The following is a 22,340-nucleotide window of genomic DNA, read 5'->3' as shown; positions in this document are numbered from 1 at the left end:
GGCTGCTTCGGTTGATCTGGAGGCCCCCGGGTGATTCGTTCAGTACGGTGCGCAGTGGCGATTGCGGCGAGCGCAGGGTTGCTGCTCACCGCATGCGCAGCACCATCATCGGAGGCTCCGCGCGCCGACGACCTGTCCTGGAGCGAGATCCAGGAGCAGGCGCAAGGACAGACCGTCTCGCTGTGGATGTACGGCGGCGACGAGCAGGGCAATGCCTACGTCGACGACGTGCTCACCCCCGCGGCCGCCGCGGAGGGCGTCACATTGCGTCGCGTGCCGGTGGAATCGACCACCGATGCCGTCAACCGCATCCTGTCCGAGCGGCAGGCCGGGGTCACCGACGGCGAAGTGGACCTGGTGTGGGTCAACGGCGCCAACTTCGGCACCGGTAAGCAGGCCGGCGCGTGGCTGTGCGGGTGGACGCAGAATCTACCGAACATGGAACTGACCGATCCAGAGGATCCGCTGTTGCGCGACGACTTCGGCACTCCAGTCGAGAACTGTGAATCACCCTGGCACAAAGCTCAATTCACACTGGTCTACAACGCGGCTGCCATCCCCGATCCGCCGACGACATTCGACGGCGTGCTCGACTGGGCTCGCGCGAACCCGGGCCGCTTCACCTACCCCGCTCCCCCGGACTTCACCGGCTCCGTCTTCGTGCGTGAAGCGTTGATCAACGCCTCCGGCGGTGTCGACGAGGTTCCCGCTCAGTTCGATCAGGACTCCTACGATCGCCTCGCCCCGGCATTGTTCGATCAGTTGAACGAGCTCGCCCCGTCACTGTGGCGCGAAGGAACGACGTATCCGCAGTCCTCCTCCGAGCTCGACGCCCTCTACGCCGGTGGCCAGGTCGACATGACGATGACGTACGGCCCCGCGACCCTCCCGAAACTCGTCGCCGACGGCACCTTCCCACCGGAGACCCGCGTGCTGACTCTCGACGAGGGAACCGTCGGGAATGCGAGTTTCCTTGCCATTCCGTCGACGTCGGGGAAGTCGGCCGCGGCGCAGGTGGTTGCCAATCTCGCGCTGTCGCCCGAGCAACAACTTGCAAAGGCGGCGCCGGACGTGTGGGGCCAGTTCACCGTGCTCGATATCGACCGATTGCCCGATGACGCCCGCGCCAGGTTCGAGGCGTTGCCGAGTTCGACGGTTCTGCCGTCCTACGAAGAGCTGTCGGCCAACGCGCATCCAGAACTGTCAGCCGACTGGGTCTCGCCGGTCGACGAGGGTTGGCGTCGAAGCGTGCTCGCCGGTCAGTGAGCGCGTCCACGAGGAGCTTTCGCGGCACAGCGGCGGTCCTCCCCGCCGCCGTCTTGGTCGTTCTCGTCGTCGGCGGCGGCCTGGGAACCGTGGTGCTGCAGAGCCTGGGTCTGATGCCGTTGGTCGGAACCCCCGAACTATCGGTCGACGCGTACTCCGCTCTGGGCGGCGACCTCTGGCGCTCGGTGGTGCTGACGCTGTCGATCGCCATCGTCTCGACGGCGTTGGCCACGGTGATCGGGCTTGCCGCGGCGCTGACGGCGTTGTCGGGTGGACGCGCCGCGTTGGTCGCTGCTGGGGTGACGGTCACGGTGCCGCACCTGATCGGCGCGGCGGCGATGGCGTTGTTGCTGGCGGATTCGGGGATGCTGCCGCGCATTCTCGGCATGACCGACGGCGGCTGGCCGGAGTTGGTCGGTGGGAGGTGGTGGATCGCCGTTGTCGCCGAATACGCCTGGAAGGAATCGGCTTTCGTAGCCGTCGTCGTGGCCGGGACGCTCGCCACCCGAGTAGCGGCATTCGACGAGACGGCCGCGACCTTGGGTGCCGGACGGTGGGCTCGGCTCCGTTTGGTCACGCTGCCGTTGGCTCGGCCCGCGCTGATCGCATCGGCGGCCATCGCGTTCGCCTACACGGTCGGCTCGTACGAGGTAGCCCGCATTCTGGGTCGCCCGTATCCGGAGCCGTTGTCGGTGATGGCCATTCGACTGTTCACCTCGATCGATCTTCAGACGCGTCCGCAGGCAGCTGCTGCGGCGACGGTCGCCACCGCTCTGACGGTGGCCGTAGCCGCGGTGGCGCTGCACTATCTGCGCAGATCGGCAGCGTGGAAATGAACAGGGTGGAAGTGAACAGGATTCTTCCCGCTGTCGGCAGGTCCGTTCTGGTCCTGTGGTTCCTGTTGCCGCTGATTCCGGTTGTCTTGTGGGCCATCAGCAATCGCTGGTCGTTTCCCGGATCGGTTCCCCAGGAATGGGGATTCGACGGCGTCCGCAGCGCCCTCGACGCCGGTGGTGTCGATGCGTTCGTGCGGTCTACCCTCCTCGCTTTCGCCGTCGCCGCCATCGCAACACCATTGGGCGCGTTGGCCGCTCGCGCACTGGTGAACGGTTCCGTGCGTTTCCCCGCTTTCGTGGCCGGGGTTCTCTTCGCTCCGCTGGCCCTGCCCCCGTTTGCGGTGGCGTTGGGACTCGATGTTCTGGTGCTGCGCTCCCGCATTCCGAGCACGGTGGCTGTGATCGCGTTGCTGACCGTTGCGGCCATTCCGTATACGACGTATCTCATGCGAGTGGCGTTCGGCGCATACGACATCGGCTACGAGGAGGAGGCCCGCACGCTCGGTGCGTCGAGTGCCATGGTGCTGCGACGGATTCGCATTCCCCTGCTGGCTCCGGCGTTGGCGGGGGCGGCGTTACTCGCCTTCCTCGTGGCGTGGAGCGATTACGTCATCACCCTGTTGATCGGTGGCGGCAGACTGGTCACCGTGCCGATACTTGTCGCCTCGTTCGCTGCGGGGACCGGTAACGATTCGGTGGTGGCTGCGCTGTCGGTCACCGCCGTCGTGCCGCCGTTGTTGCTGGTGCTCATTCTCGCCCGGTTGCGTCGTAGGAGTGCACGATGAGCGTCGAACTGTCCGTTCACGGACTCACGAAAGTACATGCCGGTCAATCGGTTGCGGCTCTGGATTCGTTGGATCTCACCGTGCCACCGGGATCCTGCACGGCGATTCTCGGGCCGTCGGGCTCGGGCAAGAGTACGGCGCTGCGGCTCATCGCGGGATTGGATTCACCCACCACCGGCACGGTGCAGATCGACGGCCACGAGGTGAACGGTGTTGCGGCCGAGAACCGCGGCGTCGGGATGGTGTTTCAACGTCCGATGTTGTTCCCGCACATGTCGGTACTGGACAACATCGGTTTCGCGTACCGCGCGGCCGGGGAAAGTCGCAAGCGGTCGCGCGAACGTGCCCGGGAGTATCTCGATCTGGTTCATCTCGGTGACATCGGGGATCGCGCGGTGTCGGAGGTATCCGGCGGGCAGGCCCAACGGGTGGCGTTGGCACGCTCACTTGCCGGTTCACCGCGAGTGTTGTTGTTGGACGAGCCCTTCAGCGCTCTGGACCCTGTGTTGCGCAGCGAGATGCACGACCTGGTTCGCGAATTACGTTCGACGCTCGATCAGACCCTGCTGCTCGTCACCCACGATCAGCAGGAAGCTGCGGTGCTGGCCGATTCGGTCGCAGTGCTCATCGACGGGCGATTGGAGCATCACTCCGATATCGCAACGGCCTACACGCGTCCGAGCACGCTCGCAGTGTCGCGACTGATGGGTGGGATGAACGAAATCGAGGGGCAGTGGGACGGGGTTGGGGTGCATCGCTCCGAGCTCGGGGAGTTGGAGGTCGAAGGAGTTTCTTTGCCGGCTGGGCCTGCCGTGCTGCTGTTGCGACATGAGCCGATTACTCTGGATGACAACGGGATTCGTGGGGTTGTTTCGGACCTGCGGCCTACCGGATTTCGTAGTATCGCTGATGTGACCGTGGGCTCGCTGACCGTGAAGGTAGAGCTGGCGGCGGGATCTACGGCGCGGGTCGGGGATGAGGTGGGGCTGAAGATTCCGGGTGGGACGAGGTTTGTTGTTGCAGGCTGAGATCGGAGATGCGGCGTTACGCAGTCCCCATGCTCTGGGTTCCGACGCTAAGGCGCTCCCCCGTGCCCGCGAGAAATACAGTTACCGAACCGTCATGCTGTGAGATGATCTTGCAGAATTTTTCTCCTCAAAACGGCGTCGCCGATACTTGGATTACGTCAACCTGTTATGAAGGCTCTTGCGGCGTAGAGTCTTGCGCGAAATCGTGTGCCAGCGGTGACTCATATCGGGGTTGGGACGGTGGCCTTGAGCCTCTGCTGCTGTATCAACCAATTGAGGCAACGCTGCTGTGCCATCGTGTGTCTGTGACTAGTGTGTCGGTTGCAATGCATCTCAATGACGTTGCTGATCAGCTGAGAGATCCAGGTCGAAGGATGTCTTTGTGCTGGCAACCTGCGCACGTACACACCGGAGGCAGCAGTGACCCATGCCCAGGCGCCCGCCGAAAAATGGGTGGCTGCGCTCACTGGACTGTCCCCTGCGCAGTCCGAGGAGTATGCCCGCACCCATCACCGACTCAACGTCCAAGATTACTTGCCCCGGACCTCCCATGACGGTGCTCCCGGGGCGGGTAAGTGTGAATGGAGCTCGCACACCAGCACCAGCCTCACCCCCGAGGAGGGTGGCGCGCTCGCATGGGTGCTCATCGACACGATCATGCGTGCCCGCTTCGGCGTAGCCGTGTCCTGGTACAACTCGTGGCATACACACACTCTCAGTGGCACCAAATTGTCACCACCGGACACTAAAGTCGTCGCCGCGTTCATCGAACCGGTCTTCGGGCTACCGATGAAGCCGAAAAGTACGGATCATCTGCACGGCCACATCGCCGAGTGGCTCCTGCATTTGCTCACGAAGAACAACGCAGCCGTTCGCCTTCAACCCGACCCCAAGGGCGACGTCACGGATGCCGGCGCCGACGCGTTCTCAATCTACGAAGATTCCGCCGGCGCGCTGCGGTTTCGGCTTTGGGAGAGCAAGAAAAACACTGGCAACGGGCCGCTGTCCGGAAGCTTCAGCAAAGCGTATAAGCAGATCACCGACGAGGGCCAGCGTTACGTTGGGAAGCTCGTTGGCACTTTTCAGCGGGACTCGCACAGTGCCGAGATAGTTACCTTGATCGAACAGTTGCCCGCCGCGTGGGTGCAAGGAGATGCGCTCGTCGGTGCCGGGGTATCTCTGGCAACCCAACAGCCTCTGTCAGCGCAGCCATTCAAGAAAATGAGCGAAAAGCTGCCGCTGCTGAGCAAACCCGGTCAGCTACGCGGACTGGCCACCAGCATCAGCTGCTACAAGGAACTCGCTGAAACGGTACGGAGATACGCATGGACCGCGCTCTAGCCGCCGAACACCTCAACGCCGCGTTCGGCGACGATCAACTCACTGAGCTCCCTACCGTTGATGAGCTCACTAACCTGATTGCCGAACTCGAGATTGAACTCGTTCGCGGCCTCACTGACACCGGGTTCCGCGCAGACCTCACGCAACTACGTCGCACCGCCTGGTATCTGCACGGGATCGCATCCACAGCAGACGGTGTCCGCTACCCCCAGGATCAGCGGCGCCGAGCGTTCGCCGTCAGCGCTCATGTCCACGACCTTCTCCTCGACGACCCAGCCGAAACGGGCCTTCAGAAGATGGCAACCGCGTTCGCAGCCCAGGTCGGTTACCACCGCGCCGACGAAAGTCCCAACGCCGGTGCCATCTACCGCAGAATGCGCCCCGTCGTCGACGTGCCGGCCGCTTTCAGCGACAGCGCACACGTCGCTCTTCAAGCCGGGATACTGTTCCTCGGCCTCGATATGACCACCCTCAACCAGCGGTTAAGCACCTGGCGCTCCGCCGCGACCTCACTGACCCGAAGTGCCGAACTCGAAAGCCTGGACGGCACGATGTTCGGCCCGACACAACGGCTCCTTCGCGGTGTCACCGGCCTCGTCCAGTATCTGCGGGAAGGCAGCACCGAAGCGCTCGAAACTGCCCGCGGACACCTCCGCGTCGTCATCGACGACGAAGTCGGCCTTAGTGACCTCGACACCCGTTGGGTAGCTGGACACCTCATCGCCCTCGCTGACGGGCTTGAGGCCAGCAGCATCTGGGCAGTCCTACCACCCGACTTGCCCCCGGCGGTCAAGCAGGCGTTCACCCTCGACCCGCAGCCCATCTTGACCCTGTGGCCGCCACAACGCAACCTCATCTCCCATCCGACACTCAGCCCTCTTAGCCCGACAACCTCCAGGTTGCTCGTCTCCGTCCCGACCAGCGCTGGCAAGACGCTGCTCGCACAGCTCATCATCTGCGCCCACACCGCCCGCGACGACCGCGACGTCTGCTACGTGACCCCGTTGCGCAGCCTCGGACGAGAAATGCGTCAAGGGCTCCGGCCGCGCCTGCGATACCTCGATCGCCGCCTCGGCGCAGATCTCCCCGATGGCTTCGGCGCCCAGGACCTATTCGGCGACGACACGATTTCGAGCGAGGACAACACCGCCCATCAGCCACAGGTCGAGGTCATGACGCCCGAACGACTCATGAACGCCCTACGGCAGAACCCCAACGAAGTACTGAGCCGGTTCAGTCTGTTCGTCATCGACGAGGTCCACCTCATCGCCCAATCCGGTGGCCGCGGACTGCTGCTCGAAGGACTGTTGGCGTTGCTCGACGCCAGCGGCGCACGACTCATCCTCCTCTCCGGCGTGATCGGCAACGCTGCATCTCTCGCAGCGTGGACCTCCGACGGCAAGGCAGACGTGCTGTTCACCGACGATTGGAGAGCCCCGCGTCGGCTCCACGTCCTCCTGAATACCGAGAAGATCGAGGAAAGCCGCACAGACATCCCGGCCCACCGAGCAGGGGGGAAGGACAAGACCCGATACGACCTGCGTGCGCGTCTCGCGGTTCGACCCACCAGTGCCACCGCGCAGAACCTTGCCACCAGCAAGGACACTCCTGTCGGCCGGCTCCTTATCGGCCCCGACAGCACGCGACTCTCTGGTTCCTCCAGCGCCTACTCAATGACCGCCAAGACGGCCGCACTGCTTTTGCGCGCCGGAAGTCTCCTCATGATCGTCTCCCAACGGGCCACTGCCCGCGACGCCGCGAAAGTGATGGCTGGCGAACTCGGAGATGACCCTCGCTCGCAGGGCCTTGCCGACGCCCTCGTAGCTCGCCTGGGCGACGACCATCCTCTCATTGCCACAGTCCGCAAGGGCGTGGCCTACCACCACGCCGGGTTGCCCGTCGAAGTACAAGAGGCCGTCGAAGACGCGATCCGTAGCGAGACAATCAAGGCCGTCGTTGCAACAAGCACGCTCACTGACGGTGTAAATCTGCCCGTCCGTACCGTCATCATCGCAACCACCGAGTACGAGGGGCAGAACCCCGCCCAAAGGATGAGTGCCTCCCAGCTTCTGAACGCAGTTGGCCGTGCAGGCCGAGCCGGGAAGGAGTCGGAAGGCTGGATCGTGCTGGCTCTTCAGAAGGCGCTGACCGTAAGTGATTTCGACCGGCTAACCCCCAGCCCGGAAGACTTAGAAGTTCGCTCGACCGTGGCCAGATCGGCCGCTCTCGATGCGCTTGCCGAGGCCGAGGAATTGGTTGCCGAGACACAAGACGCAATTCTGCGGTTGACACCCGATCAGGAGACCGGAGGGTTCGTCAACTACGTCTGGTTCATCCTCCACGTCCTGGAGCAGGTACCCACCATCGCAAACACCCGAACCTGGCGGGAGATCGTCGAGCGCCTGTTCGCCTTCACCCAGCTTTCTGACGACCTCAAGGAACGGTGGCTAACACTCGCTGATCTCGTCGAGAGCGAGTACGAGCGGACACCATCTACATCACGTCGGCGCTGGGCGGAAGCTGGAACCAGCCTGGCATCAGCCGCAGTCATCGAGACAATCGCAGAGTCAGTTGCCGACCATTTGCATGGACTCGGCAGCATCGAAGAACAGACTTTGCAGGAGACGCTCGACGTCCTCACCAGTCTGGCCGTGTACGCCCAACTCTTGGCACTCCCCGAAGCAGGTAAATACTGGCGATTCCGAAAGTCACCCAGGGGCGCGGACATCGACATCGACACCGATGCCGTGGTCCGTGACTGGATCACAGGACGCACACTCACCGAGCTAGCCAACGACCATCTTTCCGAAGTTCCCAACACGGCGTTCCGACTGGAGCAAATGGTCGACGGCATCAGTGAGGGGATCCAGCACTATCTGTCCTGGACCGTTGGCCTGGTCATCTCCCAAGCCAACGACATCCTTCGATTGCGCCTAAGTTCAGCGGCTCTTTTCGCTAGCGCTGCTGCCCACCTGCGTTACGGCGTAGATTCACCAATCGCAATCAACCTGCTTGTCCGAGATGTGAAGTCCCGGACGCTGGCCCAGCGTCTAGGGCAAGTGGCACGAGAAGCCGGTTGGGATGAAGAAGGCTTACGCGAACACCTGAGCGAGCAGCACATCCGCGGATGGCGCGACAATCTCGAAGCAACCCCGACGGATGTCCTCGACCTGCTCCAGTACGTCGAAGGGAGAGACCGGCATAAGCTGGCCGAGATGATGGAGTTGGGGGCTGTCACCGCTCAATCTCGGCTCGTCAACGGCGACGAGCAGGTCTTCCCGTTGCCAGTGAGCGTCGTCGCGTCGGATGACGGTGACGAACTCAGGATCCTGGCCAACGATCGCGCGATTCGCGGCTTTATCGTGGCGCCTGATCATGCCGGCGTCGCAGCGGTACTCGCGAGCGGCCTAGTACTCGACTTCGTCCTCCAGGGCACTACGGTGACCATCACGCGCGCCTCGGCGGGACAGATTGACTTTCTTTGACCAACCCGGTCCTGCACGCCGGGAATAATCAACGCGGGGCCCGGCGGCAACGTGGGATTTTTGGGCCGCCGGCGCAGAACCGGATAGCTACTAAAGGTTTCAGCCCAGAGTGTGTGCGAGGTCGACAATCTCGCTACCGATAAGAGGCCGGTTTTCCGGGCTCTGCTAGCCGTTGGGTCGTCATGTCGTCGGCAGCATAGACGGCGGCGATTAGACTGTCGCCACCCAACTGTGGAGCAATACGACCAGTCTCGATATGCAGGGTTACCAGTAAACCGCTGCATATTGCATCAGATGAAAAAGGCCCGGCCACGCACCCTCTGCAGTAACCCACCTCAAACCCCATGCTCGCCAGAGATTTTCGTCAAGATCTGAGCCGCCCGGCTGCCTCAAACGACGCTTTTCCGACCGAAGAGGCGACGTGTGTTCCCACCCCGCCAGCAAAAAAGGTCACTGCGGCCTACGACGACAGGATATACAGCAATCGAATATGCAGGGTTACCAGAAACCCTCTGCATGTGCTAGGTTTGACGGCTCTCGTCCAACCGTCTGTGTACGTACGAAATCAGGGCGAACAGGTCGTAGAAGTCGGCCAATAGCTCTTCAGCCCCTTCGCGTGTTTTGTGCGCCCTTGGGTTTCGATAGTGACCGTGTACTCCGATGAGCAGATTCTTAAATCCCTTGTGTTCACTAATTTCCGACGCCGTTCGATAAGGGTTGATAAACACGATCGGTGCAAGTGTGTTGGTCCCGAATGCAGCGTCGTACAGCTCTTGACCATCTGTGGTCAAACCCGTTAGAGCCCGCACCCTATTCGGTGCACTTTTCGATGCTTCGCTCATTGCGTGGAACAAATCCTTGACGATCACTTCCTCCGCGCAGTACTTAAACAGTTCGGCGTGACAACCTCTACGGTGCAACTCCGTTTGTAACTCCCCCGCCAGTCTCGCAGCCTCTGTGAGAGTGTTAGCTTTCGCGCCCGTAGACAACCGACCCTCTTCGTTGATCTTGTACCCGTATAGAACTAACACTGCGTTGAGCTGGTCACGCAACTGCATCCACCTGCGTTGATCAGTAACGTAGCGCGAGGGTCTCATCGCGCGAGCGACGAACCCTCCAAGTACGTTGCCGCATCCCTGCGAGACTTGGGTGTTGTGGAGCGTCAAATAAAGCCTCGTTCGTTTGTTCGGGCCAGGCTCTTGATCTGTGACGTTCACTAGCTGTAGCAGCGTATCTATGTCAGTTCCCGTCAGACCTGGATAGTCAGTCTGAGCCAAGATATTCGAGACTGCCTCGGTGAGTTGAGGATCGAACACAGGAAGTCTCTTCAGGGATGGGGATGTCATGGCGAGATTGTCTCACTCCGTGCCGGAACAGAACCTATCCGAGGGCTGCCCGGACGACGAGGGCAAGGACGACTGTGCGCCCGTCGCGCGGCGGGTTGAGTTCAATTCTGAGTTCAGTGAGATTTCTGGTGCTGCGTCTATTCAGGTGCGGTGCCTGGCATAAGTGCGCCGGAAGTGCGACATGTTCCTCTCGTTCACACCAGCCGGTGAAACGTCGACATGCGGCCGCGTAGGTCTTTCTGGTGCCCTCCGACCGTGACGACTCGACCGCTTTCGCGATTCGCTTCGCAACCCGCTGGGATTTCGGCTCCACAGCCGTTGATACGAACCCCGCAGTGCTCTCGTAAGCAGTTGCCGAGAGTGTTCAAGCTGGTCAGAAGTACAAATCGGCAGCCCAGCGCAGTTCACCGACATGTCGGAGTGGCGAAAACTGTGCTGAACTGGCGTTTTAGGCGAGATGATGCGGAAAATGCAATTTACAACGCCTGCATCTGGTCGGTCGTGGGCCAGCTCAGATCATGGCTTCTGTGCCCGACAACGGAGAAACTAAGCTGCTTCCATGCCCGCCGGACGCTTTGCTCCCAGTCCCTCCGGCGACTTGCATCTCGGTAATCTGCGAACCGCACTACTGGCATGGCTCTTCGCCCGCTCCACCGAACGGCGTTTCGTCATGCGCGTCGAAGACCTCGATCGCGTGAAAGCCGGCTCAGAGCAACGTCAGCTCGACGACCTCGCCGCAATCGGCATCGACTGGGACGGGCCGATCATGCGGCAATCCGAGCGTCGGGAAATCTACGACGCCACGATTCGCACGCTCACCGCAGCCGGACTGACGTACGAGTGCTTCTGCACGCGCCGGGAAATTTTGCAGGCCGCATCCGCGCCCCATGCTCCCGACGGTGCCTATCCCGGAACCTGTCGAAATCTGACCGCAGACCAGAGAGCAGCGAAGGACCGCCCACCGGCCATTCGATTGCGTTCGCAGGTAACCGAATTCACCATCGTCGATCAACTGCACGGCCTGTTCCGCGGCCAGGTGGACGACTTCGTCCTGCGTCGATCCGACGGCGTCCCCGCCTACAACCTGGCGGTTGTCGTCGATGATGGCGCGCAAGGCGTCGACCAGATCGTGCGCGGCGACGACCTCCTCACCTCCGCGCCGCGGCAGGGGTATCTCGCTCAGCTCCTGGGACTGACCCCCGCGACGTACGTCCATGTGCCCCTCGCTCTGAACGTCGAGGGCAAGCGCCTTGCCAAGCGCGACGGTGCCGTAACACTGCGCGAACGGCCCGATGCGTGGACGCTCATCACAGCATCCCTCGGCATGCCGGACGTGAAGAACGCCGAGGAACTGCTCGAGCGGTGGAAGCCGAGGCTGGTGCCGCGCGAACCGTGGGTGTTCGACCCCTCGAATCTCTGAACGCCCTGACAAAATCGAGATCACGTCGCAACGCGACAGAACCCAACTGCGCACGAATCGGACGTACAGTGACCGCGACAAACTTATCCCGAGGGAGAAGGACACCATGACCTCAGGCGGCTACGACCCCGACAAGGATCCACAGAACCCCGGTGGTTATCCCCCGCCGCAGGGCGGCGGCTACCCACCACCCGGCAACTACCCACCACCCGCGCAAGGCAACTATCCGCCGCCCGGAAATTACCCACCTCCTCCCGGCGACTATCCCCAGCAAGGTGGCTACCCACCACCCGGTGGCTACCCACCGCCCCCACAGGGCAACTACCCGCCGCCTCCGCCGTTCGGTAACTCGCCGACGGCGACGCAGCTATCCGTGGGAACAGCCATCGGCTACGCGTTCGAGAAGTTCAAGCAGAACGCCCTCGTCTGGATGGGCATCGTCCTGATCGCCGCGATCATCCAGGGCGTGCTGAACTTCGTTCTGAGCTCCGACAGCATCGTCCTCAGCCTGGTCTTCAGCATCATCGTCGGTGTCGTCGCACTCCTCATCCAGGCGGCGCTCGTCCGCGGCGCTCTGCACGAGGTGGACGGGATCAAGCCCGCGTTCGGGTCCTTCTTCCAATTCGGCAACGTCGCCGCCGTCATCATCGCCGGCATCCTCGTCGGCATTGCAACCAGCATCGGCTTCGTCCTGCTGATCATCCCCGGCATCGTCATCACGTTCTTCACGTGGTGGACCTTCCAGTTCGTCATCGACCGCGGCGACGAGCCGATTCCCGCCATCAAGGCCAGCGCGCAGGCAATCGCGTCGAACGGCGGGACCCTCTTCGTGCTCGCTCTCGCCCTGGTAGGCCTCAACATCGTCGGTGCGATCCCCCTTGGCCTCGGTCTGCTGGTGACCATTCCGATCACGATCATCGCCGGTACCTACGCTTACCGCGTCACGGTGCGTGGCAACGTCGCCTGACCCGTAATCCGCCTCGATGGGCGCGAATCCCCTACCCCGGGATTCGCGCCCATCGTCGTCTCGGTGCTTGGATTGTCAGGTGACTACAACCCAACACACCGCCCCCGACGGCGGCACCGAGTCTGGGCAGGCCACGTTCGCTCACATCAGCCGGGGCTACTACCCCACCATCGTCGCCTTGTTCGTCGCGACGCTGCTGATCTCGAATGTGGCCGCCAGCAAAGGTGTCGCCTTCTTCGCCTCGTCCGACGTCATGCTCGGACCGTTCCAGATCCTGCCGATCAACACCGACGGCGCATTCTTTCTGTTCCCCCTCGCCTACATCCTCGGCGACGTACTCAGCGAGGTCTACGGCTTCAAAGCCACGCGCCGAGCGATCTATCTCGGCTTCGGCTCCCTGCTGCTCACCTCGGTGTGCTTCTGGATCGCCATCGAACTCCCCGCCGCCTCGTTCTACGAGAACCAGGCCGCGCTCGAAAGCGTCGTCGGCGTCGTTCCCCGGCTGGTCCTCGCCGGTCTCGCCGGCTACACCGTCGGGCAGCTTCTCAACTCCGTCGTGCTGGTCAAGATCAAGGAACGCACCAAGGAAAAGCACCTCTGGGCGCGACTGATCGGCTCGACCATCGTCGGCGAATTCTTCGACACCCTGATCTTCTGCTCCATCGCCGCCGGAGTCATCGGCATCACCACGTGGACCGACTTCATCAACTACGTCATCGTCGGATTCCTGTGGAAGACGCTTGCCGAGGTCATCGTCATGCCCATCACGTACCGCGTCATCTCGTACATCAAGAACCGCGAGCCGTCGTACCAGGATCGCTAGAACGCGACCCATTCAAAACTGAGATCAAAGTAGCGCTCCCGGGCCGTCTCGAACGTGGCGACGGCCCGGGTGCCCGGCCAGTCCTCCGGCGTCATCGACGGCGGAAGACCAGGGTCGACGTAGGGAATGACGCGCCATTCGTCGAGCAACGGCACGAACGTGACAAACGCGTCGCGCGGGTTCCGAGCGGGCGACCCGCCGTCGAAAGCGTCGAGAAATGCCCGATGTCGATCGGCGATTCCGGCCAGATCCCACCACTGCTCGGCACTTTCGCGCAGCGTGCCGGGAGGCGCGACCTCGGCCGCGACGAACGTCGTGACGTACTGCGACAACTCCAACGCGTCGACGATGGCAACGGCCTCCGCCGCCAGATATTCGGGCGCGATCCACAATCCCGGTGAGACGGTCCCACAACCTATCGACGTGAGCCGACGCCTCAGCTGGTGCCGAGCCGCGCGTTGCGTCTCGGGAATGGTGAACGAGATCAACCGGAATGGATCGCCGTCGGCCATCCGCCGGAAGCCGAATATTCGACCGTCTCCCCTAGCGAACATCGCGTCGGCCTGCTCGGTGATGCGATAGCCGGTGCGGCCGTCACGATTTGCGGATTCGACGACGCCCTTCTTCTTCAACCTCGTCACCGCAATGCGCGTGCTTTCCGGTGGCACTCCCAGCGTGTCCATCCAGACGACGAAATCGGCGATGGCAAACCACCCGCCGAGAGGGCGAACGTAGGCCCCGAGCACCGTGCGCACCAACGAGGTGGCACTGCCCGGACGTGACTCGAAGTCGTCGAGGATGGCCCCGGCAGTGCTAGGCGCGGAGTTCGTCACGGATCGCCACGATACCCAGATACACCTCGCGGTACGAGGTACTCAGTGGGCTCAACCCCAGCCGAATACCGTGCGGTGCGCGGTAATCCGGGATGACACCCTGCTCCCACAGCCGAGCAGTGATGGCCTTGAAATCGGGATGGTCGATGGTGACGTGACCGCCGCGTCGATTCGAGTCCTCGGGTGAGGCGATCTCGACCCCGAGCGGCACCAGCATCTCGCGCACGAGTTCGAGGGCGTATTCGGTGAGCGCTACGGACTTCGCACGGATCGCGTCCATCCCTGCCTCGGCGATCATCTCGATTGTGTCCTGCATCGCGATCATCCCGAACACCGACGGCGTGCCACTGATGACGCGTCGAATACCCTGTGCCGGAACGTAACCCTGCGCCATCTCGAACGGATCGGCTCTGCCCATCCAGCCCCAGATCGGCTGCACGAAGTCGGCCAGAAGATCACTGCGCACATACGCGAAGGCCGGTGAACCCGGACCTCCGTTGAGGTACTTGTAGGTACACCCGACGGCCAGATCCACTCCCCACGAATCGAATTCGAGCGGCACCGAACCGACGGAATGGCATACATCCAGCAACATCAGAGCGCCGGCCTCGTGCGTGATGCGCGTCGCCTCGGCCACGTCGACGAGGAAGCCGGAACGGTAGGCAACGTGGGTGATCACCACCAGGGCGGTGTTCTCCCCCACCACCTCGGCGAGTTGTTCCGGTTCGATGCCTCCGCGGCGGTCCGTCTCGATCCATCGCAGGGTCATATTCATCTCGGCCGCAATACCTTCGAGCAGGTATCGATCGGTCGGGAAGTTGTCGCGGTCGATGACGATCTCGGTGCGGCCGGGCCGCATGGCGATCGCCGCCCGAGCCAGCTTGTACAGCAGTACCGTCGTCGAATCACCGATCGTGGTCTGGCCGGGCGCTGCCCCCAGGGTGGCGTCGGCCAGGGCGTCGCCGATGGTGACGGGGAGGTCGAACCACTGCTCGTCCCAGCCGCGGATGAGGCGTCCGCCCCAGGCGTCGGTCATGAAGGTGTTGATGCGTTCGACGCTTGCCTTGGTCGGCCGACCCAGCGAATTGCCGTCGAGATATGCGGTGATCGACGGGTCGTCACTACCGAGGAACTTGTCGCGGTAGCTCCGGAGCGGATCATTGTCGTCTAGTTCGAGTGCACGTTCCATCATCGGCCTATTTCCGTTCTCACAGCGAGCAATTCGGGGAAGAACGTGAGTTCGAGTGCCTTCTGCAGAAATCCGACGCCACTCGACCCTCCCGTCCCGCTCTTCATTCCGATGGTGCGCAGCACCGTGCGCATGTGACGGAAGCGCCAGAGCTGGAAGTTCTCCTCCAAGTCGACGAGCTCCTCGAATGCCTCGTACACCGCCCAATGTTCGGTGTGGTTCTCGTAGACGAACTTGATCAGCGGCATCAGGTCCTCGTTGAACGTGTATGCCGTCGTGACATCACGGTCGAGGGCCGATGCCGGTACGTCGTACCCCTGCCGCGCCAACGACCGCCAGAAGGCGTCGTACAGGCTGGGCTCGCGCAACAGAGTCGAAAGCAGCTCATGCGCAGCAGGATCGGACTCGAAGACCGTCAGCATTCCCGCATTCTTGTTGCCCAGCACGAACTCCACGGCCCGGTACTGATACGACTGGAAGCCCGAGGAGTTCCCGAGGAAGTCGCGGAACTGCGAGTACTCCGTCGGCGTCAGAGTGGCCAGTACCGACCACTGCTCGGTCAGCGTCTTCTGGATGTGCTTGACCCGGGCCACGCATTTGAGTGCGGTACCGATGTCGTCGGCATCGAAAGCTGCTCGTGCGGCGAGGGTCTCGTGCAGAACCAGCTTAAGCCATAGCTCGGTGGTCTGGTGCTGGATGATGAACAGCAGTTCGTCGTGATGCTCGGGGGTGCTCACCGGTTTCTGAGCGCTGAGCAGCGTATCGAGGTCGAGGTAGGACCCGTAGCTCATGCGGTCACTGAAATCGGTGACGACGCTCTTCTCGATCTTCCGGGTGTTCGCTTCGACGCTCATGGATCGTCCTCGAGGTGGTGGGCTGGTGAGTCCACCGTATTACACATATGTGCCGACCGCCAGATATCCGTAAGTCAGTGAGTCGCGACCGAACCTCGAGAAGTGGATCGGCGCGTCCATCAACGATTGACAACAGGGGTGGTGCGTTCGGCGAGGTTCTGTGCGACCCACTCGCGGAGCGTTGTGGTCGGGATCCCGTGCCGGGCATTGAACGTGTCGGCCTTGTCCCATGCGACACCGCGTCCCTGCGCGAAGACGGCACGATACTTCCGGGTCATGTTGTCCGGGTCTGCACCGAGTTCTGCCATCAGGAGCGGTTCCGACCACACCCGGAGCGCGAACGGACGACCGAGGACTGTTTCGAGGGTCTCGGCGAGTTGGCCGTAGGTGATCGTGTCCCCGGCGACGAAGACGATCTCGTCACGGATGCGCGGCTCGGCGAAGAGGATCTCCGCGGTGAGCGCGCCGATGTCCTCCGGCGTGGTCACGGTCACTGCAGTGTCGACGGTCCCGAGGGCATTGACGGTGTCGTTCGGGAGGTCGACCATCCCGGAGCCGGCGTCGAAAAGGTAGTTCATGAACATGCCGGTGGAGATGATGACCCACTCGGTGTCGTGCTGTGAACGGAGGAGATCCCGCACGTCGAGCTGGGAGTCGAAGATGTCCTGGGGGCTACCCCGGCCGATGACGTCGAAGTCGACACCGAACTGCCACGGGAAGTATCGCGGAAGCTTCGCTTGCAATGCCGCCTGCGCGACTTTCATCGGAGTGTCCAATCCTGCGGTGATCCCGGTGCAGCCGATGACGGTGTCGTAGTCGGCGAAGACCGCAGCGAGGTCATCGACGGTGTTCTCGACCAGGTCACCACGAACGATGCCTATCCCGAGTTCGCGGATCTCCGCGACGTCGTGCTGCTTGGCCGGGACGGTGGAGTCGATGGTGGTCCCACGGAGCAAGACATCGACGACAGATTCCGCGACGCCAGCGGCTCGACGGACGACGTTGCGTAGCACGGGCATGCCGAGTTCACCGGCTCCGATGACGAGGATCTTCCGTGACGGGCCATTCCAGTCGTTGGTCATGTGTTCCTTTCTTCGGCTCCCCCGAGGATCGGGTGCCGAACACGTCTGCGACCATAAACGTTGACATCACTGTCAAGGTCAAATCGGTGGCCACCGACGGAAGGACCCCGGCATGAAAATCAGTGAGGCAGCGGATGCGATCGGAGCGCCGGCACGGATGCTGCGGTACTACGAGCAGCAGGGACTCATCGACGCTGCACGGTCGGCAAACGGGTACCGCGATTACTCCGACGAGCAGATCGAGCACGCACGCCACGTGCGCGCGCTCGTCGAGGCGGGTCTTTCCACGCGCATGATCAAGATCGTCCTCGACATCGAAACTCCTGAGCCGAAACAGTATTCGACGATGGGTGGTCGCGCGGCTGCAGAGGAGCTCGCGCGTGAGTTGCGGGTGGTGGAGAACCGAATCGTGTGCCTCGAGAAAAGCCGCGATGCCGTCATCGACTTCCTCCGCAGCACCGACCACGCAGACCTCCTTACCTAGAAGACGCACTGGAGGACCACGGCCGAGTCGCCCTGATCTGGACTCCGCGGTAGTCGACCTCGATTCGGGTGTCGATACCGCTGCCCGCTGAACTATCCTCGAGGTAGCCGAATCGAGTGAGGAATCGCATTGCGAAGAGCGTCCGGACAGCTGGAGGAGTCGATCCTCGATCTGCTCGGCGAGCACACGGAACTCTCGGTCGCCCAAGCGCGCGAGCATCTGGGCTCGGATCTCGCCCACACCACTGTCATGACCGCTCTGGTGCGCTTGCACGGCAAAGGCCTCGTCGATCGCGAGCGCCGAGGACGGTCGTACGTCTACACCCTCAACGCTCCGGTCGACGAGATCCCCGCGCTTCGGGCCGCGATGCGAATGCGCACCGAGCTCGGCACACGAGCCGAGCGCGCCGACGTACTGGCCAGCTTCGTCGCCGCACTGGACCCTGAGGACGAGGCGACGCTGCGAGAGTTACTCGCCAAGTCGGACGCAGCCGAGCACCATTGATGACTCTGCTCCTGATCGTCGCGGTGTTGCCGTGGGCGCTGTCGCTGCTCCTCGGATTCGGAGCCGACCGCATCGACCGTCGTCTCAACCCCTCGACCGCCGTCGTACTGCTGCCCGTTCTGTCTGTGGTCACGGCGTTCTCGGTGCTCGCGTCCCTGACTGCGCTCGCCGCGGTGTTTCTGACGACGAGTCGGGCCGTGTGGGTGACACTCGGAATCGTGATCTGCGCGTGGATGATCTGGCGGTCGGTCGAGGTGGCCCGCCATGTTCGACGCGTCGTCGCCAGTACGTCCATCGCATCCGAATTCGGTGACGAGGCGCGGGCGACGGGCGGCATCGTCGTCGTCGACTCCGACGTTCCCGACGCCTTCGCTGTCCCGTCCGGCGGAGGTGCGGTCGTGATCACCACCGGACTCGCGGAAGCGTTGTCGAACAACGAGTTACGAGCAGCGATCGAGCACGAGCGCGCCCATCTGAGGCACCGTCACAGCGTGTGGATCCAGATGTGCGAAATCGCGGCCCGCGTCGATCCAATTCTCGAACCGTTGACCGCGAAGGTACGGCACGCGGCGGAGCGTCAAGCAGACGAGAGTGCGGCAAGGCTGGGGCGGCGAGAGACGTTGTCTGCCATTGCCAGAACCTCTCTGCTTCGAAACCATCTCGACCGTGGAACTCGCACTCTCGCCAGTACCGGCGGCGACGTCGTGCGCCGCGTGCAGGCCCTCAGCGAACCACCACGGCACCGTCACGATCGCGGAATCCTTGCGGCCGGCTTGGTTCTCGTCCTCGCCTTCACCGTCATCTCGGTGGCGTTGTTCGACGTCGTCCAAGATGTGGTGGCACCCGAAACCGGGGAAGCCGCCACCTCGATCTTCCGCTGATCTCAGATACCCGCGACGCCCGCGAGTTGGCCGATCGCGTAGGTAACGGCCATCGCGATCGCACCACCGATCACGATGCGAGTCATCGCCGGCCGGCCCGGCGCACCGCCGAGACGCGCGCTGATGCTGCCGGTCAAGGCCAGAGCCAGCAGCACCACGACGAAAGTGACCGGAATACGTTGCGAAGCAGGCAGAAGCAGGATCGAGAGCAACGGCAAGAGCGCACCACTGATGAACGACACCGCCGACGACGCAGCCGCCTGCCACGGATTGGTCAGGGCATCGGGGTCGATTCCCAATTCGATATCCACGTGTGCAGCGAACGGATCGTGGTCGGTGAGCTCGCGAGCGACGGTCTGTGCCGTGTCGGCGGACAGGCCTTTCGCCTCGTACAGTGCCGCGAGCTCGGCCAATTCCTGCTCGGGTTGCTCGTCGAGTTCTCGGCGTTCCTTGATCAGCAGAGAACGCTCGGCGTCACGTTGCGTGCTCACCGAGACGTACTCCCCGAGTGCCATGGACACCGCTCCAGCGACGACCCCCGCGACACCAGCGGTGAGCAGCGAGCCTCTGTCCGTGGTGGCAGCCGCGACGCCGACGACCAGGCCGGCGGTGGAGACGATGCCATCGTTGGCACCCAACACCCCGGCCCGCAGCCAGTTCAGCCGACCGGACAGATCTCCGTGCGGTTCGTGCTCGTGCAGGCTCGGCTCGGGCTCACTCATCGACGGCCGTTGCCGATACGTCGTCCCACGCGGCGCGAGCGCCGGACTCTCCGATTCTGTACACCTGGACGATTGTGGTCGCTCCGATCACCACTGCCAAGACCACGACGACAATCGACTGCCACCGCACGGGCGCGTTACCTCGACGCTCACGCAGATGCAGGAACACGAGCAGTGCAGCGACGACGACCAGACCGACGGAGAAGTAGATCATCCAGTCACCGATCTCGGTGTGCTGCTCCACCGCCGCGGTCTCGGGTACGCGCTTCTCGAGCCACTCGCCTGCCTCGGTGGTCAGCGGAGTCAGCACCAACGTGAACACGGCCAGAGCGGCGATGAGCCACACCAGCCTGCTGCGCACACCGGTCCAGCTACTGGCCGCGATGGCGAGCAGCGCGGTCAACGGTGCCAGCACCACGATGAAGTGAACGAGCAGAATATGGGCCGGAAGGCCGTTGAAGGTGGACATGCGTTCTCCCGCTGGATTCGAAGTCGCGTGCACCTCACGCCCCGCTCATACTACACATCGTGTAGTAGCTGAGCGCCGGATTTCCTTGTTTGTCGTATCGTCGGTGCGTGCCGCCGAACAACCACTATCACCACCTGATGTTCGGCCCTGCCGCGATTGCGCGGCAGCAGGTCGACGGCAGTTACACCGCCTACGGCTCGCAGACCGAGCGGCCCGACGACGGCCCGATGCCACTCGAGGATCGCGAGAAGGCGATGATCCGCGCGCTGGATCAGTTCCAGATCGCCACTGTCACCGAGTCCGGGTGGCCCTACATTCAGTACCGAAGTGGGCCGAAGGGGTTCCTGCAGGTCCTCGACGATCACACACTGGGTTTCGCCGATTTCGCCGGCAACCACCAGTACGTGACGGCGGCCAACCTCGATCACGACGATCGCGTCGCCGTGTTCTTGGTCAATTACCCTCTGCGGCAACGACTCAAGCTCTACGGACGGGCACGGACGATCGGGGCCGCGGACGATCCCGAACTACTGGAGCGACTCAAAAAGATCGGCGACCTGACCGTCGCCGCCACCTGCGAACGCAGCGTCGTCATCGATGTCGAGGCATTCGACTGGAACTGCACGCGCAGCATCATCCCGCGCTACGACGCGGCGTACCTCGCGGACCTGTCCGAGGTGTACCAACGCAAAGCTGCCGAGCGGGAAACCGAACTACTGCAGCGCATTTCGGAGCTGGAAGATCAGCTCAGGCAGTCTTCGACGCATAGAACCGGCCCAGATACTCCGTCTTGAACTCGGTGAATCGCTGCTGCTCGATCGAAGCACGGATGTCGTCGACCAGCTTGACCGTGAATCGCTCGTTGTGAATCGTGCACAGCGTCGAGGCGAGCATCTCCTTGGCCTTGAACAGGTGATGGATGTAGGCCTTGGTGTAGTGCGCGCAGGTGTAGCAGTCGCAGTTCTCGTCGATCGGGGTGAAGTCGCGTCGATGCTTCGCGGTGTTGATGTTGAAGCGGCCCGTGGGCACGTAGATCGCCGCATTGCGCGCCACCCGTGAAGGATTGACGCAGTCGAAGGTGTCGGCACCGTTCTCGATCGCGACGAAGAAGTCGTCCGGCTCGCTGATCCCAAGCATGTGGCGCGGCTTGTGTTCGGGCAGTTCCTCGTTCACCCACCGAGTGATGGTGCCGAGGTTCTGCTTCTCGAGTGCGCCGCCGATTCCGTAGCCGTCGAACCCACGGCCCGTGTCCCCCGTGATGGTCTCGAGGTCGTGCGCGGCCTTGCGTCGCAGATCTTCGTACTGCGCTCCCTGCACCACTCCGAACAGTGCCTGATACGGCTTGTCGGCACGTTCGACGGTGAGGCGTTCGTGTTCGAGGACGCATCGCTTCGCCCATGCCTGGGTGCGGTCGACCGACTTCTCCTGATACCCGCGGGTATTCATCAGCGTGGTCAGCTCGTCGAACGCGAACATGATATCGGCGCCGAGCCGATGCTGAATCTGCATCGACACCTCGGGAGTGAATCGATGCTTCGAGCCGTCGAGATGGGACTTGAACGTGACTCCGTCGTCGTCGACGTGGGCCAATCGTTCCTTGCCCTCGGCGATGACGTCGTCGGACTCCACCCGTGAGGCGTCCATCGAGATGACCTTCTTGAACCCGACACCGAGGGACATCACCTGGAAGCCGCCGCTGTCGGTGAACGTGGGCCCGTCCCAGTTCATGAATTTGCCCAGGCCGCCGGCCTCGTCGACGATGTCCGAGCCCGGCTGCAGGTACAGGTGATACGCGTTGGCCAGTACCGCCTGAGCGCCGAGTTCCTTCATCGCCTCCGGCAGCACTGCTTTGACGGTCGCCTTCGTCCCCACCGCAATGAACGCCGGGGTGGCGATGTCGCCGTGCGGGGTGTGGATGGTGCCGGTGCGGCCGAGCTCACCGTCGAGCCGGGTGCCGATATCGAAGCCGAAATTGGAAGAACTCACCGCGTCAGTATGCGGCTTCGCCGCTTGTGAGTGGAAATT

Annotated in this window: 21 protein-coding genes; 13 read left to right on the top strand and 8 right to left on the bottom strand. The window is 62.8% G+C overall.

What is annotated here, in order from left to right; genetic code table 11:
• The first annotated feature begins 54 nt into the window (after nucleotides 1–54).
• The 6 genes from J2X62_RS16640 to J2X62_RS16615 all read left to right on the top strand — a co-directional run bounded on the left by J2X62_RS16640 (nucleotide 55) and on the right by J2X62_RS16615 (nucleotide 8,741).
• The gene (locus J2X62_RS16640; RefSeq protein WP_310182020.1) at nucleotides 55–1,266 is read left to right on the top strand and encodes an ABC transporter substrate-binding protein; all 1,212 of its coding nucleotides are present in this window, start codon (nucleotides 55–57) and stop codon (nucleotides 1,264–1,266) included.
• On the top strand, nucleotides 1,263–2,102 hold the full coding sequence (locus J2X62_RS16635; RefSeq protein ID WP_310182019.1) for an ABC transporter permease subunit: 840 nt from the start codon (nucleotides 1,263–1,265) through the stop codon (nucleotides 2,100–2,102). Before J2X62_RS16640 ends, J2X62_RS16635 begins: the two co-directional genes overlap by 4 nt.
• A complete protein-coding gene (locus tag J2X62_RS16630; RefSeq protein ID WP_310182017.1) occupies nucleotides 2,099–2,887 on the top strand; it encodes an ABC transporter permease subunit in 789 nt (262 codons plus the stop codon). Before J2X62_RS16635 ends, J2X62_RS16630 begins: the two co-directional genes overlap by 4 nt.
• Nucleotides 2,884–3,915, top strand: a complete 1,032-nt coding sequence (locus J2X62_RS16625; protein ID WP_310182014.1) for an ABC transporter ATP-binding protein — start codon at nucleotides 2,884–2,886, stop codon at nucleotides 3,913–3,915. The genes J2X62_RS16630 and J2X62_RS16625 overlap by 4 nt, the downstream gene beginning before the upstream one ends.
• Nucleotides 3,916–4,335: 420 nt before the next feature.
• The gene (locus J2X62_RS16620) at nucleotides 4,336–5,256 is read left to right on the top strand and encodes a hypothetical protein (RefSeq protein ID WP_310182010.1); all 921 of its coding nucleotides are present in this window, start codon (nucleotides 4,336–4,338) and stop codon (nucleotides 5,254–5,256) included.
• On the top strand, nucleotides 5,241–8,741 hold the full coding sequence (locus J2X62_RS16615; protein WP_310182008.1) for a DEAD/DEAH box helicase: 3,501 nt from the start codon (nucleotides 5,241–5,243) through the stop codon (nucleotides 8,739–8,741). The genes J2X62_RS16620 and J2X62_RS16615 overlap by 16 nt, the downstream gene beginning before the upstream one ends.
• Nucleotides 8,742–9,262: 521 nt before the next feature.
• Here the strand turns inward: J2X62_RS16615 and J2X62_RS16610 are convergent.
• Nucleotides 9,263–10,087 (bottom strand): TIGR02391 family protein, encoded by an 825-nt coding sequence (locus J2X62_RS16610; protein ID WP_310182007.1) that lies wholly within the window; start codon nucleotides 10,085–10,087, stop codon nucleotides 9,263–9,265.
• A gap of 559 nt (nucleotides 10,088–10,646) precedes the next feature.
• Between J2X62_RS16610 and gluQRS the strand changes: the two genes are divergently transcribed.
• From gluQRS to J2X62_RS16595, 3 genes are all read left to right on the top strand, one after another.
• The gene (gluQRS, locus tag J2X62_RS16605) at nucleotides 10,647–11,507 is read left to right on the top strand and encodes a tRNA glutamyl-Q(34) synthetase GluQRS (RefSeq protein WP_310182006.1); all 861 of its coding nucleotides are present in this window, start codon (nucleotides 10,647–10,649) and stop codon (nucleotides 11,505–11,507) included.
• A gap of 106 nt (nucleotides 11,508–11,613) precedes the next feature.
• On the top strand, nucleotides 11,614–12,474 hold the full coding sequence (locus tag J2X62_RS16600; protein WP_037218833.1) for a membrane protein: 861 nt from the start codon (nucleotides 11,614–11,616) through the stop codon (nucleotides 12,472–12,474).
• Nucleotides 12,475–12,553: 79 nt separating this feature from the next.
• Nucleotides 12,554–13,297 carry a queuosine precursor transporter gene (locus tag J2X62_RS16595; protein ID WP_310182003.1) on the top strand — a complete coding sequence of 248 codons (744 nt, stop codon included), beginning with the start codon at nucleotides 12,554–12,556 and terminating at the stop codon, nucleotides 13,295–13,297.
• On the opposite strand, the gene J2X62_RS16590 is transcribed toward J2X62_RS16595, so the two are convergent.
• The 4 genes from J2X62_RS16590 to J2X62_RS16575 all read right to left on the bottom strand — a co-directional run bounded on the left by J2X62_RS16590 (nucleotide 13,294) and on the right by J2X62_RS16575 (nucleotide 17,255).
• Entirely contained in the window at nucleotides 13,294–14,130 is an 837-nt protein-coding gene (locus tag J2X62_RS16590) for a PaaX family transcriptional regulator C-terminal domain-containing protein (RefSeq protein ID WP_310182000.1), read from the bottom strand. The two genes, J2X62_RS16595 and J2X62_RS16590, sit on opposite strands and share 4 nt — an antisense overlap.
• Nucleotides 14,111–15,319 (bottom strand): aminotransferase class V-fold PLP-dependent enzyme, encoded by a 1,209-nt coding sequence (locus J2X62_RS16585; RefSeq protein WP_310182449.1) that lies wholly within the window; start codon nucleotides 15,317–15,319, stop codon nucleotides 14,111–14,113. Before J2X62_RS16585 ends, J2X62_RS16590 begins: the two co-directional genes overlap by 20 nt.
• A complete protein-coding gene (locus tag J2X62_RS16580; RefSeq protein WP_032364613.1) occupies nucleotides 15,319–16,173 on the bottom strand; it encodes a tryptophan 2,3-dioxygenase in 855 nt (284 codons plus the stop codon). Before J2X62_RS16580 ends, J2X62_RS16585 begins: the two co-directional genes overlap by 1 nt.
• Before the next feature lie 119 nt (nucleotides 16,174–16,292).
• Nucleotides 16,293–17,255: an aromatic alcohol reductase gene (locus J2X62_RS16575; RefSeq protein ID WP_094623061.1), complete on the bottom strand. Its 963-nt coding sequence runs from the start codon at nucleotides 17,253–17,255 to the stop codon at nucleotides 16,293–16,295.
• Between the two features lie 112 nt (nucleotides 17,256–17,367).
• Between J2X62_RS16575 and J2X62_RS16570 the strand changes: the two genes are divergently transcribed.
• The 3 genes from J2X62_RS16570 (at nucleotide 17,368) to J2X62_RS16560 (ending at nucleotide 19,124) form a co-directional block, all read left to right on the top strand.
• Nucleotides 17,368–17,739 carry a MerR family transcriptional regulator gene (locus J2X62_RS16570; RefSeq protein ID WP_032367789.1) on the top strand — a complete coding sequence of 124 codons (372 nt, stop codon included), beginning with the start codon at nucleotides 17,368–17,370 and terminating at the stop codon, nucleotides 17,737–17,739.
• A gap of 129 nt (nucleotides 17,740–17,868) precedes the next feature.
• Complete coding sequence (locus J2X62_RS16565; RefSeq protein ID WP_222058811.1) at nucleotides 17,869–18,243, top strand: BlaI/MecI/CopY family transcriptional regulator; 375 nt, start codon at nucleotides 17,869–17,871, stop codon at nucleotides 18,241–18,243.
• A complete protein-coding gene (locus J2X62_RS16560) occupies nucleotides 18,243–19,124 on the top strand; it encodes a M56 family metallopeptidase (RefSeq protein WP_222058812.1) in 882 nt (293 codons plus the stop codon). Before J2X62_RS16565 ends, J2X62_RS16560 begins: the two co-directional genes overlap by 1 nt.
• 2 nt (nucleotides 19,125–19,126) lie before the next feature.
• Here the strand turns inward: J2X62_RS16560 and J2X62_RS16555 are convergent, their stop codons facing one another.
• Nucleotides 19,127–19,846: a VIT family protein gene (locus J2X62_RS16555; protein ID WP_310181989.1), complete on the bottom strand. Its 720-nt coding sequence runs from the start codon at nucleotides 19,844–19,846 to the stop codon at nucleotides 19,127–19,129.
• Nucleotides 19,839–20,315 (bottom strand): DUF2231 domain-containing protein, encoded by a 477-nt coding sequence (locus J2X62_RS16550; protein ID WP_310181986.1) that lies wholly within the window; start codon nucleotides 20,313–20,315, stop codon nucleotides 19,839–19,841. Before J2X62_RS16550 ends, J2X62_RS16555 begins: the two co-directional genes overlap by 8 nt.
• Before the next feature lie 137 nt (nucleotides 20,316–20,452).
• On the opposite strand from J2X62_RS16550, the gene J2X62_RS16545 reads away from it, so the two are divergent.
• A complete protein-coding gene (locus tag J2X62_RS16545) occupies nucleotides 20,453–21,109 on the top strand; it encodes a pyridoxamine 5'-phosphate oxidase family protein (RefSeq protein WP_167329889.1) in 657 nt (218 codons plus the stop codon).
• Here the strand turns inward: J2X62_RS16545 and tgt are convergent.
• Complete coding sequence (gene tgt / locus J2X62_RS16540; RefSeq protein WP_032368643.1) at nucleotides 21,063–22,301, bottom strand: tRNA guanosine(34) transglycosylase Tgt; 1,239 nt, start codon at nucleotides 22,299–22,301, stop codon at nucleotides 21,063–21,065. The two genes, J2X62_RS16545 and tgt, sit on opposite strands and share 47 nt — an antisense overlap.
• Between the last annotated feature and the right edge of the window lie 39 nt (nucleotides 22,302–22,340).

Origin of the sequence: Rhodococcus sp. 3258 (assembly GCF_031456475.1) — a bacterium.
GTDB classification, from domain to species: Bacteria; Actinomycetota; Actinomycetes; order Mycobacteriales; family Mycobacteriaceae; genus Rhodococcoides; species Rhodococcoides fascians.
The sequence above is the reverse complement of the archived record's forward strand: the minus strand, read 5'-3'. Positions and strand labels throughout refer to the sequence as shown.